This window comes from Fusobacterium sp. DD2 (assembly GCF_018205345.1).
In the GTDB taxonomy this organism is placed as follows: domain Bacteria; phylum Fusobacteriota; class Fusobacteriia; order Fusobacteriales; family Fusobacteriaceae; genus Fusobacterium_A.
Genome location: NZ_JADRHM010000061.1, coordinates 1 through 14,263 on the forward strand (window position 1 = coordinate 1; position 14,263 = coordinate 14,263).

Annotated in this window: 16 protein-coding genes and 1 tRNA gene; 12 read left to right on the forward strand and 5 right to left on the reverse strand. The window is 29.8% G+C overall.

Annotation, left to right across the window (positions count from 1 at the left end; genetic code table 11):
- The first annotated feature begins 82 nt into the window (after nucleotides 1-82).
- Entirely contained in the window at nucleotides 83-907 is an 825-nt protein-coding gene (locus IX290_RS08955) for a MerR family transcriptional regulator (protein WP_211492874.1), read from the forward strand.
- Nucleotides 908-946: 39 nt separating this feature from the next.
- On the opposite strand, the gene IX290_RS08960 is transcribed toward IX290_RS08955, so the two are convergent.
- Nucleotides 947-1,402 carry a SoxR reducing system RseC family protein gene (locus IX290_RS08960; RefSeq protein ID WP_211492875.1) on the reverse strand — a complete coding sequence of 152 codons (456 nt, stop codon included), beginning with the start codon at nucleotides 1,400-1,402 and terminating at the stop codon, nucleotides 947-949.
- A 163-nt stretch (nucleotides 1,403-1,565) separates the two neighbouring features.
- Nucleotides 1,566-2,114 carry a hypothetical protein gene (locus IX290_RS08965; RefSeq protein WP_211492876.1) on the reverse strand — a complete coding sequence of 183 codons (549 nt, stop codon included), beginning with the start codon at nucleotides 2,112-2,114 and terminating at the stop codon, nucleotides 1,566-1,568.
- A 114-nt stretch (nucleotides 2,115-2,228) separates the two neighbouring features.
- Between IX290_RS08965 and IX290_RS08970 the strand changes: the two genes are divergently transcribed.
- Nucleotides 2,229-3,170 carry an alpha/beta fold hydrolase gene (locus IX290_RS08970; protein WP_211492877.1) on the forward strand — a complete coding sequence of 314 codons (942 nt, stop codon included), beginning with the start codon at nucleotides 2,229-2,231 and terminating at the stop codon, nucleotides 3,168-3,170.
- Between the two features lie 15 nt (nucleotides 3,171-3,185).
- Here IX290_RS08970 and dtd read toward each other — a convergent pair whose 3' ends face one another.
- The gene (dtd, locus tag IX290_RS08975; protein ID WP_211492878.1) at nucleotides 3,186-3,647 is read right to left on the reverse strand and encodes a D-aminoacyl-tRNA deacylase; all 462 of its coding nucleotides are present in this window, start codon (nucleotides 3,645-3,647) and stop codon (nucleotides 3,186-3,188) included.
- A 141-nt stretch (nucleotides 3,648-3,788) separates the two neighbouring features.
- Here dtd and IX290_RS08980 point away from each other — a divergent pair, with 141 nt between their 5' ends.
- Nucleotides 3,789-5,300, forward strand: coding sequence for a nicotinate phosphoribosyltransferase (locus tag IX290_RS08980; protein ID WP_211492879.1), 1,512 nt, complete (start codon nucleotides 3,789-3,791; stop codon nucleotides 5,298-5,300).
- Between the two features lie 70 nt (nucleotides 5,301-5,370).
- On the opposite strand, the gene mgsA is transcribed toward IX290_RS08980, so the two are convergent.
- Nucleotides 5,371-5,742, reverse strand: coding sequence for a methylglyoxal synthase (gene mgsA, locus IX290_RS08985; protein ID WP_211492880.1), 372 nt, complete (start codon nucleotides 5,740-5,742; stop codon nucleotides 5,371-5,373).
- Nucleotides 5,743-5,832: 90 nt separating this feature from the next.
- Here mgsA and IX290_RS08990 point away from each other — a divergent pair, with 90 nt between their 5' ends.
- From IX290_RS08990 to IX290_RS09020, 7 genes are all read left to right on the forward strand, one after another.
- Nucleotides 5,833-6,732, forward strand: coding sequence for a phosphatidylserine decarboxylase (locus tag IX290_RS08990; RefSeq protein WP_211492881.1), 900 nt, complete (start codon nucleotides 5,833-5,835; stop codon nucleotides 6,730-6,732).
- Between the two features lie 8 nt (nucleotides 6,733-6,740).
- Complete coding sequence (locus tag IX290_RS08995) at nucleotides 6,741-7,139, forward strand: NusG domain II-containing protein (RefSeq protein ID WP_211492882.1); 399 nt, start codon at nucleotides 6,741-6,743, stop codon at nucleotides 7,137-7,139.
- 10 nt (nucleotides 7,140-7,149) lie between these two features.
- Nucleotides 7,150-8,250 carry an AI-2E family transporter gene (locus IX290_RS09000; RefSeq protein WP_211492883.1) on the forward strand — a complete coding sequence of 367 codons (1,101 nt, stop codon included), beginning with the start codon at nucleotides 7,150-7,152 and terminating at the stop codon, nucleotides 8,248-8,250.
- Nucleotides 8,244-9,401, forward strand: coding sequence for a class I SAM-dependent RNA methyltransferase (locus tag IX290_RS09005; protein WP_211492884.1), 1,158 nt, complete (start codon nucleotides 8,244-8,246; stop codon nucleotides 9,399-9,401). Before IX290_RS09000 ends, IX290_RS09005 begins: the two co-directional genes overlap by 7 nt.
- Entirely contained in the window at nucleotides 9,367-10,038 is a 672-nt protein-coding gene (locus IX290_RS09010) for a hypothetical protein (RefSeq protein WP_211492885.1), read from the forward strand. The genes IX290_RS09005 and IX290_RS09010 overlap by 35 nt, the downstream gene beginning before the upstream one ends.
- A gap of 171 nt (nucleotides 10,039-10,209) precedes the next feature.
- A complete protein-coding gene (locus IX290_RS09015; RefSeq protein ID WP_349290756.1) occupies nucleotides 10,210-10,734 on the forward strand; it encodes a peptidylprolyl isomerase in 525 nt (174 codons plus the stop codon).
- A 161-nt stretch (nucleotides 10,735-10,895) separates the two neighbouring features.
- A complete protein-coding gene (locus IX290_RS09020) occupies nucleotides 10,896-11,681 on the forward strand; it encodes a hypothetical protein (RefSeq protein WP_211492887.1) in 786 nt (261 codons plus the stop codon).
- 42 nt (nucleotides 11,682-11,723) lie between these two features.
- Here IX290_RS09020 and lgt read toward each other — a convergent pair whose 3' ends face one another.
- Nucleotides 11,724-12,593 carry a prolipoprotein diacylglyceryl transferase gene (lgt, locus tag IX290_RS09025; protein ID WP_211492888.1) on the reverse strand — a complete coding sequence of 290 codons (870 nt, stop codon included), beginning with the start codon at nucleotides 12,591-12,593 and terminating at the stop codon, nucleotides 11,724-11,726.
- A 318-nt stretch (nucleotides 12,594-12,911) separates the two neighbouring features.
- Here lgt and IX290_RS09030 point away from each other — a divergent pair, with 318 nt between their 5' ends.
- Nucleotides 12,912-14,123, forward strand: a complete 1,212-nt coding sequence (locus IX290_RS09030; protein ID WP_211492889.1) for an FprA family A-type flavoprotein — start codon at nucleotides 12,912-12,914, stop codon at nucleotides 14,121-14,123.
- A 12-nt stretch (nucleotides 14,124-14,135) separates the two neighbouring features.
- A tRNA-Arg gene (locus tag IX290_RS09035) sits at nucleotides 14,136-14,212 on the forward strand.
- Nucleotides 14,213-14,263: the final 51 nt, after the last annotated feature.

The following is a 14,263-nucleotide window of genomic DNA, read 5'->3' on the forward strand; positions in this document are numbered from 1 at the left end:
ACTCACTTGCTTTTTTATTTTAATTATAGTATAGTTAAAAGAAACATAAAGTGAGATAAAATCTCAGGATGGAAAGGAAATTATGGAAAATTATTTAACAATTGGGGAAGTTTCAAAAATAACACAGATGCCTATTTCTACTTTGAGATATTATGATAAAGAAGGAATAGTAAAACCTTATTACAAAGATGAAGAGACAAACTATAGATATTATAGATTATTTCAGATACCAATATTAAAAATGGTTGTGCATCTTAAAAAACTTGGATTTAATAATGCATCTATAAAAAGTCATTTGCAAAATTTAAGCTATTCTCATACATTAAAGCTTATGGATAAAATGATAGAGGAAACTGATAAAGAGATAGAAAGACTTAAAAATCTGCAGGAAGAGTTAAAGGAAAATGCTTCACAGATGAAGTATCTTATTCAGTTAGAAAATGAAGTTGACAAGTTTTTTGAAGAGGAAACACAAATTGATGGAATATATTCAGACATAGTAGACAGGAACTCTTATGAGGGTATATCTACAGCTTTTAAAGAGCTTGACAGTTATCTGGTAAGAATTAATCAATCTCTTGCACCAATAGGATTATACGCCTTTACAGTGGATAATAAGAAATTTGAAAATGGAAAGTTTGAATATGATAAACTTGTTGTTCTTAAAAAATTTGAAGATTGTAAAAATAGATATATTGTGCCAATGAGAAAATATATCTGTCTTATATGTCAGGGAAAATTTGAAAGTGTTAAAGAAAACATTGAAAAAGTATTAAAGTGGATAGAAGAAAATAGAAAAGAGTATAAAGTAAATGGAGATATAATAGTGAATATTGTATCAGGACCAGCTTTTCAAAAGAATCCTTTTGAAGCTATGTATATTTTAAAAGTTCCAATTGAAAAATAAAAAATGAGGTTGTTGCAAAATGCAACAACCTCTTTACTTTTACCAGTTTTCTTTATTTTTACAGCTATCAATCATATTTGAAGTATCTTCTTTTTCTATTGAGATAATTTCAATTTCTGAATTTTTTCTTTTCTTAATTACAAGTCTATCATATAGGAAAAGAAATACAAAAGATAGGAATAATCCGATAAAGCTAGATAGAATACTCATATTTTCATTTAAACTAAGTATCTTATTTCCAAAGAAATAACCAACTATCATTGCTACAGCTGGAAGAATATAAGCTATTGAAGCAGCTTTTATAACTTTTCCAGCAGCTATTTCAAAAGTCACAGTATCTCCAATTTCAGCCTTTTTATCAGTTTCAAATTCAAAATCTTTTCCGTATTTGCTATCTCCACTACATCCGCTACAATGAGAACAAGCAGTGTCTTTATACAGTTTTACAGTAATTTTGTCCCCATCTATTTTTTTGACAATTCCTTTATTTACCATTTTGTTACACTCACCTCTCAATATATATTACAGATTATAACATATATTTGTCTAAAATTTTAGTTTTATTTAAAGTATATTAATTAATATAAAATATCACAGTATATTTTTATTAGGTTGTAAAAGAGCTACATATTCGCTATAATTGAAATGATATTTGAAATTATATCAATACAGGGAATAGAGCAAGAATTATAAAGAGTATAATTATCTTTATATCATATAGAAATTCTTTTCTTTTGTTCTTAAGAGTTATTTTTTCTAAAGGAATATTTTGAGCTTTGTGCATATATTTAGCTATAATTGATATGCCTATATACCCAAAGGTAAAAAAAAGAATATCTAATGGATCGTAGGTACCTATAACAGTTCCATGACCACCCAAAAATTTTTGAACAAATTCAAAAATAACCATAAAAATATATATCCCTGTAAAGAGAAAAAAATGGAAATAAAAAAATATTCTATCTATTAAAAGAGCGGCACCAAAAGAGAAAAGCCACAATCCATCTGGGAGAGAGTAAACCACCCACAATGGAAAAAGTTTTCTGTAATTCCATGCAAACTCTCTTATAGATATTACTGGTGTATGAAAAATAGAATGTGATTCTATTATTTTAAAATAAAAAAGATTTCTGCTTCTATAAATAAGGTAGATGATTACACCTAAAAAAAGCGGAAACAGTATTAAAAATAGTTTTTTTCTTTTCATAAGTATTCCTTCCTTTTGACTTTGCCCTCTATTTGAAGATACTAGAATAATGTTAAAAAGTCAAGAGAATAGATTGAAAAGAGATAATAACAATTAAAAAATTAGGAGGAAAAAATGGATTATAAACCAAGTCTGTTATTTAAAAATGGACATATTAGTACTTGCTATCCAACAATTTTTAGAAAAGTGGAGATTGAATATGAAAGAGAAAGAATTGAAACTCCAGATGGGGATTTTTTAGATATTGACTGGTTAAAAAATGGTAGTAAAAATCTTTTAGTCTTATGTCATGGACTGGAAGGAAGTTCAAGAAGTAATTATATTAAGGGAATAGGAAAATATTTTACTAAGAAAAAGTGGGATGTTCTAGCTATGAATTATCGTGGATGCAGTGGAGAAATGAACAGAAAACCCAAATTTTATAACATGGGTCAAATTGAAGATTTGCATACTGTACTTGAAAAAACAAAAGATTATGAAAGAGTAGTAATAGCGGGATTTAGTTTAGGAGCAGGACTTGTGTTAAATTACCTGGGAAGAGAAAAAAATATAAATGATAATATCATATGTGGTATTGCTGTATCAGCTCCATGTGATGCACTTGGAAGTTCAAGAACATTTGATAAAAAAAGTAACTCAATTTATAGAAATTATTTTTTAAAGAAATTGAAAAGAAAAATGGCAGAAAAAATAAAACTTTTCCCTGAGGAAAAACATCTTCAAGATGCAATGAATGCAAAAACTATAGAAGATTTTGACAATCTATATACAGCTCCACAATATGGATATAGAGATGCTATTGATTATTATGAAAATGTAAGTGCAAATAAAGTGATAAAAAATATTAAATTGCCAGTTCTAATACTTATGGCAGAAGATGATCCTATAATGTCTGAAAGCTGTTATCCAAAAGAAGAGAGTAAAAATAATCCAAATATAACTCTACAAATTACAAAATATGGGGGACATGTAGGATATGTTCAATTAGACAAGGATTATTATTGGTTAGAAGAGAGAATGGGAGATTACATAGATAAAATAACTGGAGAGAAATAATCTCTCCAGCTTTTTTTATTTATTAAGTGATGCTACATCTTTTGTATCTATTATCATTGTAACAGGTCCATCATTTAAAAGTTCAACCTTCATATCTGCACCAAATATACCAGTTTCAGTTTTAATTCCAAAACTTCTAAACTTTTCAACAAATTTTTCATATAAATCATTTGCCATATCAGGTTTAGCTGCTTGTGTAAAACTAGGACGACGTCCTTTTATACAATCTCCATAAAGAGTGAATTGTGAGATAATAAGAACTTCTCCCTTTACATCTTCAAGGCTTAGATTCATTTTTCCATCCTGATCTTCAAAGATTCTTAAATCTTTTATCTTTTTAGCTAACCATTCTACCTCTTTTTCCCCATCTTCATGAGTAACTCCTAATAATATCATAAATCCTTTATCTATTTTTCCTACGATTTTTTCATCTACAGAAACAGATGAATATTTTACTTTTTGTATTACAGCTCTCATAATTTCCTCCAAATATTTATTGTTATACATTTAACATCATACCATTATTTTTACTAAAATGTAAGAATACAATAGAAAAAAGGGCGAATAAATGTTATAATTATAAGGAAATATCTTTATAAAGTACTAAGGAGCGATAGAATGAATAAACCAAGAATTCTGACAGAGTTTGCAAGAGTACTAAATTCTGACAGATACCAATATACAGAAAGCGATATTTTTTTAATGGAAAATATGGAAGAAAAGATAGCGGTATTTGATGTTTTTTTCAGAAAAACTGCTGATGGAGGATTTGCAGTAGTTGCTGGAGTGCAAGAGGTAATCAATTTAATTGAGATACTTAATACTACTCCTGAAGAGGAAAAAAGAGAATATTTTTCAAAATTGATAGAATCTGAAGAGCTTATAGACTATCTATCTAAGATGAAATTTACAGGGGAGTTATATGCTATGAGAGATGGAGAGATAGCGTATCCAAATGAACCTGTTATAACTATAAAAGCGCCTTTAATTCAGGCACAAATATTAGAAACACCTATATTAAATATTATAAATATGGAAATGGCAATAGCTTCAAAAGCTTCAAGAGTAACAAGAGCTGCTTATCCAGTTCAGGTTTCAGCTTTTGGAAGTAGAAGAGCACATGGATTTGACAGTGCTGTAACAGGAAATAAAGCTGCAGTAATTGGAGGATGTACAAGTCACTCTAATATGGTAACTGAGTATAAATATGGAATTAAAAGTGTAGGAACAATGGCACACTCTTATGTTCAATCTTTTGGAGTGGGAAGTGCTGCTGAGAAAGAGGCATTTAAAACTTTTATAAAACATAGAGTAAATAGAAAAGGAAATACTTTAATACTGCTTATAGATACATATAACACTTTAGGAATGGGAATACAAAATGCAATTGAAGCATTTAAAGAGTGTGGAATAGATGATTCATATCCTGGAATTTATGGAGTAAGAATAGATTCAGGTGACCTTGCATATCTTTCTAAGAGATGTAGAGCACTTTTAGATGCAGCTGGGTTTAAAAAGGCTCAGATATTCTTAACAAATTCATTAAATGAGGAATTGATAAGATCATTAAAAGAGCAGGGAGCTTGTGTAAATGTATATGGTGTTGGAGATGAAATAGCAGTAAGCAAATCAAACCCATGCTTTGGTGGAGTATATAAAATAGTTGAAATAGATGGCAACCCAGTTATGAAATTATCTGAAGATGTTGTTAAGATTTCAAATCCAGGTTTTAAAGAGGTATATAGAATCTACGACCAAAGTGGACTTGCATATGCAGATCTTATAACATTAGTAAGAAATGATAAGGATAAAGAACTTCTTATCCATGGAAAAGATCTTGTAATTAGAGATGAAAAATATGATTTTAAATATAGCCAGCTTAAAGAAAATCAATATACAATAAAGAAACTTACAAGACAATATATCGATAAAGGTGAGATTATCCAGTCTGAATATGAAGAGTTATTTGATATTTTAGGTTCTCAAAAATATTATTTAGAGAGTCTTGAAAAAATATCAGAAGAGAGAAAAAGATTGGAAAATCCACATAAATATAAGGTGGATTTATCAAGTGATTTACTAAGTTTAAAATATAATTTGATAAAAAGTATAAAGTCTGAAATTGAATAGAATTAAATAGGCTGACTTATAATATTAGAAAATTATTTAGAGTTAATATTGTAGTCAGCCTTTTGAAATGTTATTTAGTTTTTAAAGCTTTTATAATAAGTTCTGCAGTAGATTTATTAGTAGCTATTGGTATTTTATGTACATCTGCAAGTCTTATAAGTGCAGAGATATCAGGTTCATGCGGTTGGGCAGTTAATGGATCTCTAAAGAAGAAAACCACTTCAATTTGGTTTGTAGCAATATCTGCTCCAATTTGCTGGTCTCCACCAATTGGTCCAGATTGATATCTGCAAATATCAAGACCAGTTGCGTCAATAATTTTTTTACCAGTAGTTCCTGTTGCAACTAATGGGTATTGTTTAAAGAAATCAACATGTTTTTTTACAAATTCAACAAGATCTTCTTTCATGTTGTCATGTGCTATAAGTGCGATTTTTTTCATGAGACATCCTCCTAAATATAATTATAAGCTTATTATGATTATATACCATAAGTTGTTTAAAATACCAATAATTTTTTAAAAGGAGAAAATATGGAATTTAAGAAAATAGATTATATAGAGAGAAAAACAGGTGAAATTTTAACAGAGAAGGTTCCTGGAGAGAAGTATTTAAAGTTTTTATACTATAATCCATTAGGAGAGCTTCCTTTAAAATTTGTAGTTAGAAAGAAATTTCTTACAGAGTGGTATGGAAAGTCTATGGATAAAAAAGAATCAGTGAAAAAAATACCTGGTTTTATTGCAGAAGCAGGGGTAAATATATCTGAAGCTAAGAAAAAATTAGAGGAGTTTACCTCTTTTAATGATTTTTTCTATAGGGAACTTAAGCCAGGAGCAAGAAAGATTGACTATGATGAAAATGCAGTAGTCACTCCAGCAGATGGAAAAATTCTTGCTTTTGAAAATTTAAATAAAGAGAAAGAGTTTTATGTAAAGGGAGATAAATTTACATTAAAAGACTTTTTTAGAGATGAGAATCTTGCTAAAAAATATGAAGATGGTGCATTTGTTATAGTAAGATTAGCACCTGTTGATTATCATAGATTTCATTTCCCAGCAGATGGAAAAATTGGACCGTCACATCTAATAAATGGAGATTACTATTCAGTATCTACCCATGCAATAAGAAAGAATTTCAGAATATTATGTGAGAATAAGAGAGAATATTCTATATTGGAGACTAAAAATTTTGGAGATATTGCAATAGTGGAAATTGGAGCTACTATGGTTGGGGGAATTAAACAGACTTATACACCAAATACACATGTTGATAAAGGAAGTGAAAAGGGATATTTCTTTTTTGGAGGATCAACAGTAGTTCTTGTATTTGAAAAAGGTAAAATAAAAATTGATGCTGATCTTATAGAGAATACTAAAAAAGGTATAGAGACAAAAGTTTACATGGGTGAGAAAATAGGAACAGCACTTTAGGAGAAGAGATGAAAAGAAGACCAAAATATTTTAAAATGGGTGACCTGATAATATATATTTTCTTTATAGCCTTTTTTTCATTGGTTGGATTGAAAATAACGAGCTTAAGTCACGAAAAAGCTTCACGTGTTGAAATATATGTAGATGGAAAACTCCAATATACATATCCGCTACAGGAAGAAGAAAAAGATCTTTTTGTAGATACAAATTTAGGTGGAGTAAATGTAAAGTTTAAAGACAATATGGTAAGGGTAACAAGTTCTAATTCTCCTCTTAAGATTAATGTAAAAAGAGGATGGATAAAAGACCCAGGAGAGGTTATCATAGGAGTTCCTGATAGACTTTTAATAAAAGTGGTTGGAGATGGAAAAGATGATAATGAGGATCTTGATTATATTGTAAGATAGAGGTGAAAATATGGAGGGGAAGGGTAAAGGAGTAAAAATTATTTTTATAGGTGTTGTGCTTATATTGATACAAAGTTTTTTACAACAGTATGAAACTGTTGCAATGATTTATGAAAAGTATGTTGGATATTTAATTCCAGTAATATATGCCTTTTTTATAGCTATTTTCCTGGAACCTATAGTCACTTTTTTTGAAACGAAATGGAGACTTAAAAGAGTTCTTGCAATACTTCTTACTTTAATAATTCTTATACTGCTTATAGCAGGTTTTATAGGGATTGTTGCACCTGAATTGGGAAAAAGTATTAAAGATTTGTATCTTAAACTTCCAATGATGCAGGATAAAATAGAGGGATATACAGAAGAGGTAATAAATTACCTGAAGAGAAAAGGATTAATAGTTATAGGTGAAGTTGAACTTCAAAAGAGTATGATTGATTTTGTTAAGAAAAATACAAAGTATATTCAGGAAGTTGGGTTTTCAGCACTTTTAAATATTGTATGGTGGACTGTTGCCTTAACTAAGTTTTTAATAGGAGTATTTTTAGGAGTGCTCATTTTATTTAGTAAAGAATATTTTTCGTCTTTTTTAGAGAATATTGTAAAACTTACTTTTGGAAAACAAAAAGGTAATGATTTTATGGTATTTCTTGGAAAGTCGCGAGATATTTTGCTTAAATATGTCTGTGGTAGAATTGTGGTATCAATAGCAGTTGGTTTTATTACTTTTGCAGTTATGTTTATAACAGGTACTCCCTATGCAATGCTTACAGGAGTAATGATGGGAGTGGGAAATATGATTCCATATGTAGGGTCTATTATAGCAGGACTTTTAGCAATTTTCCTAGTTGCTCTTGCACAACCCTATAAACTGTTATTTTTATTCCTGGCAATAGTTATAGCACAGGCAGTAGATGGATGGATAATAGGACCTAAAATAGTTGGGGAAAGCGTAGGTATGAGTACATTTTGGATAGTGGTATCAGTGCTTATTGGAGGAAGTTTATTTGGTCCAATTGGAATGTTTTTTGGAGTTCCAGTTTTTGCAATGATAAAACTTGTATATCATAACCGTTTAAGGAAAGAAGAGGAGAAGGAAAAAGAATGTTAGAAAAAGTAACTTTAATTGCTTCAGCAACTATGGGAGTTGAAAGTATAGTAAGAGATGAGTGTAAGGAGCTTGGCTTTGAAAATGTCAATGCATTCAATGGAAGAGTGGAATTTGATGGAACTGTAAGGGATATAGCAAAAGCAAATATTCATCTTAGATGCGCTGATAGAGTATTTTTAAAAATGGGAGAGTTTAGAGCAACAAGTTTTGAACAACTTTTCAATAATATTAAAAAAATTAATTGGGGAGATGTAATACCTGAAAATGGGGAATTTCCTGTTAGCTGGGTAAGCTCTGTGAAATGTAAATTATATTCAAAATCAGATATTCAAAGTATTACAAAAAAGGCCATAGTAGAAAAATTAAAAGAAAAGTATCATAAAGATTATTTCTATGAAGATGGAGCTAAATATGCTATAAAGATTCAAGGGAATAAAGATACTTTTATAGTTATGATAGATACAAGTGGAGATCCATTACACAAAAGAGGTTATAGAGCTATAAAAAATGAAGCTCCTATAAAGGAGACAATGGCTGCAGCTCTAGTATACCTGTCAGGATGGAGTAGAAGAGGGATTCCTTTGATGGATCCAATGTGTGGTACAGGAACTCTTCTTATAGAAGCAGCAATGATAGCTAGAAATATAGCACCAGGAAGCAATAGAAACTTTGCATCTGAAAAATGGAATATTATTCCTGAAAAAGATTGGTTAGATGTAAGAGATGATGCTTTTTCAATGGAAGACTATGATAAAGAGGTAAAAATATTTGGATCAGATATTGATGAGGCTACTATTGAAATTGCCAAGAAAAATATTGAAAAAGCAGGAGTAGAAGATGATATAGTCTTAGAGTGTAAAAACTTCTTAGATCTGGAAACTGATGAAGAGTATGGAGCTTTAATAACAAACCCTCCTTATGGAGATAGACTTATGGATGATGAGTCAGTTGAAAGATTGTATAGACTTTTAGGAGATGTATGTAGAATGAGACTTCCTAAATGGTCATACTATATAATCACATCAAAGAAAAATTTTGAAGAGTGTTTTGGTAGAAAAGCAACTAAAAATAGAAAATTGTATAATGGTGGAATAGAGTGCTATTATTATCAATATTATGGAGAGAGAAAAGGGAAAAATGGAAAGAGATAAGATTATTAAATTTTCAAAAGAGGTAGTACTACAGGTACTGGCAGTAACAAATACAAAAGTTGAAGAACTTAAAAAAAATGGAGAAATTTCTGCAGCAGAACTTTTAGAAAAAGATGTAGTTTCAAAATATGAGAAATTATATAAAGGGCTGGATTCAGAAATTACAGTTGAAGAAAAAGATAAAGAAAAGTTGGAAAATATATATAAGTATATTTGTGAGATTATGAAGAGTAATGCTTTCACAGAGGAATTTATCAACACTCAGTTGAAAAAAAGAGAAGAACTGAAAGATAGTTCAGGAGCAGAAGTTGTAAAAAATCTTTTTGAATATGAAAAAAAACAACTTACAAATCTGAAATATAATCTTTTAGATAAAGTTAATATTGTTTTAGATGAAGAGGAAAAATTATCTATGGATCTTAAAAATGCTATACAGGAAGATGAACAGATGGAATGTATCTATAAACTTCAACCTGTCAGAGAAAAATATAGAGACCTTGAAAACAAAGTCTTAGAAGTTCAAGGAAAACTTGATATAGTAAATAATAAACTTGAGTCAAAATGGCAATATGAAATTTATGGTACTTTATCAAAAGAAGAGATGCTAAAAACTTTTAATAAAACTATGAAAAAATAAAATTATAGGGGAAAAAAGTTAGTTATTATGATAGAATATGGAGGCAGTATGCGATATTTAAAAATAATTATACTGGCACTTATAATAATTGGTGGATATTACTATCAAGGTAGATTTATGAGAAGAAAACCAGTTGAATTAAAAATAAAGGAGGCAAACACAGTGGAAAATATAGTGTTAAATGCAAAAATAAAAACAGATAAAGGAGATATTAATTTAAAATTATTCCCAGAAGTAGCTCCAATGACAGTAACAAACTTTGTACAGCTATCAAGAAGAGGTTACTATGACGGGTTAAAATTTCATAGAGTTATTGAGGATTTCATGATTCAAGGTGGAGACCCAACAGGAACTGGAGCTGGAGGACCTGGATATCAATTTAGAGATGAATTTAAAGAAGGTGTAGTATTTGATAAACCAGGAAAATTAGCAATGGCTAATGCAGGACCAAATACAAATGGATCACAATTCTTTATAACTCATGTTCCTACTGGATGGTTAAACTACAAACATACAATATTTGGAGAAGTAGTTTCAGAAGGTGACCAAAAAATTGTAAATGAAATTAAGCAGGGAGATAAAATAACTGGTATTGAAATTACTGGAGATGTTGACAAATTTGTTGAAGCTCAAGCTGAGTTAATAAAAAATATTGATGATATCTTAGCACAAACAATGCCAAATTTAAAAAAATAAGTGCTTGCATATAAACTCCAACGAGAATGTTGGAGTTTTTTAAATTAAATGGATATTTCTTGTTTGTTTTACTGAAAAATATGTTATAATATGATTGTAAACGATAAAAAATATAGTAATATTGTATATTTTGTCTTGAAATAAGCAACTTGGAGGGCAATATGAAAAATAAACTAATAGGATTTGAATCCGGACTGTGGTCAGAATACTTAGGAGAATATGGAAATGTTAAAGAATGGGTAGAAATACTTTTTGGAGAAAAAAATCCTGTTGAACCTATAGTAAAATTGAATAAATTTAAACAAAATGAGACTGATAAGTATAGGGTGGCATTTGATAATCTATGCGAAAACCTGTGGGCAGGGATGAAATTTCATCCAGCTACTTATATTTCTTTGCCATATATCTGTGTACTTCTTGAAAATAAATACACAGATAGAGATTGGACATTTCTGATTTTTCAGGCTGCGGGGCTTATTATAGCTACTGAAACAAAACAAGAGCAAGAGATTCCAGCTGAGCTTTCAAAAACTTATAGAGAAAGCAAAGAGATAATATTGAGAAAAGGGATAGAATTTATTACAAGAAATATTGATTATATAAAAGCTAAAAGTAATTTTGATAGAATTGAGATGTACATAGGGATACTTGCACTTATGGGGAAAAGTAAATTAGCTTACAGCTTTATTATGTCTATGCCTTGGGAAAAAGCAAATGTAAAGTGCCCGTATTGTGGTGAAAAAATGATTCTTAATATGAAAGATATTATGCTTACAGAGTATGCAGAAAATGTCGAAAAAATTAAGATGGCAATAAATATAATGGAAATACTTGAGGATAAAGAGCTTTTGGAAAAGTTTGAAAAGTATTATGAACAGTGTACATGTGATAAATGTAAAAATAAATTTATGATAAATGACGGGGTTCAAGAGAATTTTGTAAAATAATTGTAAGATAAAAAAGTGCCAATATGTACTGGCACTTTTTTATTATTTATTTTCCTGTTTTTTACCAATTTTTAGCATAATCAGAGAGAAAATGATAAGTGCAAGACTTACAACGTGTGGAGCTCTAAGGCCTCCTATCATTAAATCTTCAGCTCTGAAGAAACTTACAAATATTCTAATTATGCTATATATGATAATATAGTTCCACCATAGGTATCCTGGAGCTTTATCCTTTTTCTTTCTTAAAATAAAGAAGATAAACAAAAATCCTATAAAATTCAGTATTAGTTCATATAACATTGCTGGATGAAGTGGTATATCAGGGAATTCAAATCCTGCTGGAGATGAACGTGGAAATACTATTCCCCATGGTACTAAATTCTTATATTGTATTTTTGTAAGGGCATCTGCATTTAAATATGTTGAATACCATGTGTAAAACATTGGTTTCAAATTGAAAATGACTTTCCATGGTGTAAATACAGGAACTCCATGTATTTCACCATTCATAAAGTTACCAAATCTTCCTAGAGCTTGCCCTAAAAGAAGTGGAGCTGCAGCATAATCACCTAACATAAGAGGATTAAGTTTTTTGAAATAACAATAGATAAAAGTACCTATGATTCCACCTATAATTCCTCCGTGTATCGCCATTCCACCGTGCCAGGTAGCAATTATTTCTAAAGGGTGTGCAAGATAAAACTTTAAATTGAAAAGAACATAATAAAGTCTTCCTCCTATAAGCCCTGAAAGCATAGCTACAAAAGCATAATTTTCAATTATCTTTTCATCATAATTTCTTTCCCTAGCCATATATTTAGCAATTTCAATTCCAATGAAAAAAGATATAGCATACATTAAGCCATAAAAACGGATTTCTAATCCACCTATTGAAAAAAGCACTGGATGCATAATAAACCTCCGTATAAATTAGTGTTTTGGTATCAATCAACCTATTGCATTATAGCATATTTTTGATGTTTTTTAAAAAAAATTCAATTATTGAAAAAATTTTTTATAAAAAGGTTGAAATATTTTGATAAGTTTAATATTATATATATAAGAGTATTTTTTCAATGATAGTAAACTAAGTTGGGTATAATTAAATCTTTAAGAGAGAATAAGGTAATTATACTACAATGATATACAGAATAGAGAGTTACAAAGTTTTTATTGCTATAATTTAATTATTGACGAATTTAAAAAATAAATTATTTTTAGGAGGAAGTTATGTATTTTTGTACAAAAATAACAGATGATGTAACATGGATTGGAGTTAATGACAGAAAAACAGAAAGATTTGAAAATTATATTCCATTACCACATGGTGTTACTTATAACTCATATTTTATTGATGATGAAAAAACTTGTGTAATCGATGGAGTTGAAATTGGATCAGCATCTACTTTTTTAGATAAGATAGTAGATTGCCTTGGTGGAAGAGAATTAAACTATGTAGTAGTAAATCACGTTGAGCCAGACCATTCAAGTGGATTAAAAGAAGTTGTAAAAGTATTTCCAAATGTAAAAATCGTTGGTAATGCTAAAACAATAGGAATGTTAAAAGCATTCTGTATTGATTTTCCTGAAGAAAATTATGTTACAGTAAAAGAGGGAGAAATCCTTGATTTAGGAAAACATAAATTAACATTTGCAATGATGCCAATGGTACACTGGCCAGAATCAATGTCAACTTATGATACAACAGATAAGATATTATTCTCAAATGATGCTTTTGGAAGTTTTGGAGCATTAGATGGAGGAATATTTGATGATCAGGTAAACTTTGATTTCTATGAAGGAGAAATGAGAAGATACTACTCAAATATAGTTGGTAAATATGGAGTTCAAGTAATAAATGTTATTAAAAAACTTGCAAAACTTGAATTAAAATATATCTGCCCATCACATGGATTAATCTGGAGAGATGACATTCCTAAAGTTATATCTTTATATGAAAACTGGGCAAAATTTGAACCAGAAGCTGAAGGAGTAGTTATTGTATATGGAAGTATGTATGGTAACACTGCAAAAATGGCTGAAGTATTAGGAAGAAAACTAAATTGTTGTGGAATTAAAGAAGTTAAGATTTATGATGCTTCTAAAACAGATCACACATTTATTATAAGCGAAATTTGGAAGTACAAAGGACTTATGATTGGTTCTTGTGCACATAACAACTCTGTATATCCAAAAGTTCAACCATTATTACATAAATTAGGAAATTATGGATTAAAGAACAGATATCTTGGAATATTTGGAACAATGATGTGGAGTGGTGGAGGAGTTAGAGGAATCCAAGCTTTCGCAGATGAATTAAAAGGAATCGAAGTTGTTGGAGAGCCAGTAGAAGTAAAAGGAACTCCAAAAGCTGAAGATATAGCAAAATTAGAGGCAATAGCTGAAGAAATGGCAGCAAAATTAATAGCTGAAAGACTTTAGTCGTGACTCTTAGCTCCTATAGCTCAGTTGGATAGAGCATCTGACTTCGGATCAGAGGGCCGAGAGTTCGAATCTTTCTGGGAGCGCCAGTAAAAGAGCAATATTATTTTAACATAGGTCAGGTGGTCTTCCACCTGGCC

Coding starts and splice junctions, on each gene's coding strand:
- IX290_RS08955 (WP_211492874.1), top strand. CDS start 83: ATGGAAAATTATTTAACAATTGGGGAAGTTTCAAAAATAACACAGATG.
- IX290_RS08960 (WP_211492875.1), bottom strand. CDS start 1,402: ATGGTAAATAAAGGAATTGTCAAAAAAATAGATGGGGACAAAATTACT.
- IX290_RS08965 (WP_211492876.1), bottom strand. CDS start 2,114: ATGAAAAGAAAAAAACTATTTTTAATACTGTTTCCGCTTTTTTTAGGT.
- IX290_RS08970 (WP_211492877.1), top strand. CDS start 2,229: ATGGATTATAAACCAAGTCTGTTATTTAAAAATGGACATATTAGTACT.
- dtd (WP_211492878.1), bottom strand. CDS start 3,647: ATGAGAGCTGTAATACAAAAAGTAAAATATTCATCTGTTTCTGTAGAT.
- IX290_RS08980 (WP_211492879.1), top strand. CDS start 3,789: ATGAATAAACCAAGAATTCTGACAGAGTTTGCAAGAGTACTAAATTCT.
- mgsA (WP_211492880.1), bottom strand. CDS start 5,742: ATGAAAAAAATCGCACTTATAGCACATGACAACATGAAAGAAGATCTT.
- IX290_RS08990 (WP_211492881.1), top strand. CDS start 5,833: ATGGAATTTAAGAAAATAGATTATATAGAGAGAAAAACAGGTGAAATT.
- IX290_RS08995 (WP_211492882.1), top strand. CDS start 6,741: ATGAAAAGAAGACCAAAATATTTTAAAATGGGTGACCTGATAATATAT.
- IX290_RS09000 (WP_211492883.1), top strand. CDS start 7,150: ATGGAGGGGAAGGGTAAAGGAGTAAAAATTATTTTTATAGGTGTTGTG.
- IX290_RS09005 (WP_211492884.1), top strand. CDS start 8,244: ATGTTAGAAAAAGTAACTTTAATTGCTTCAGCAACTATGGGAGTTGAA.
- IX290_RS09010 (WP_211492885.1), top strand. CDS start 9,367: ATGGAGAGAGAAAAGGGAAAAATGGAAAGAGATAAGATTATTAAATTT.
- IX290_RS09020 (WP_211492887.1), top strand. CDS start 10,896: ATGAAAAATAAACTAATAGGATTTGAATCCGGACTGTGGTCAGAATAC.
- lgt (WP_211492888.1), bottom strand. CDS start 12,593: ATGCATCCAGTGCTTTTTTCAATAGGTGGATTAGAAATCCGTTTTTAT.
- IX290_RS09030 (WP_211492889.1), top strand. CDS start 12,912: ATGTATTTTTGTACAAAAATAACAGATGATGTAACATGGATTGGAGTT.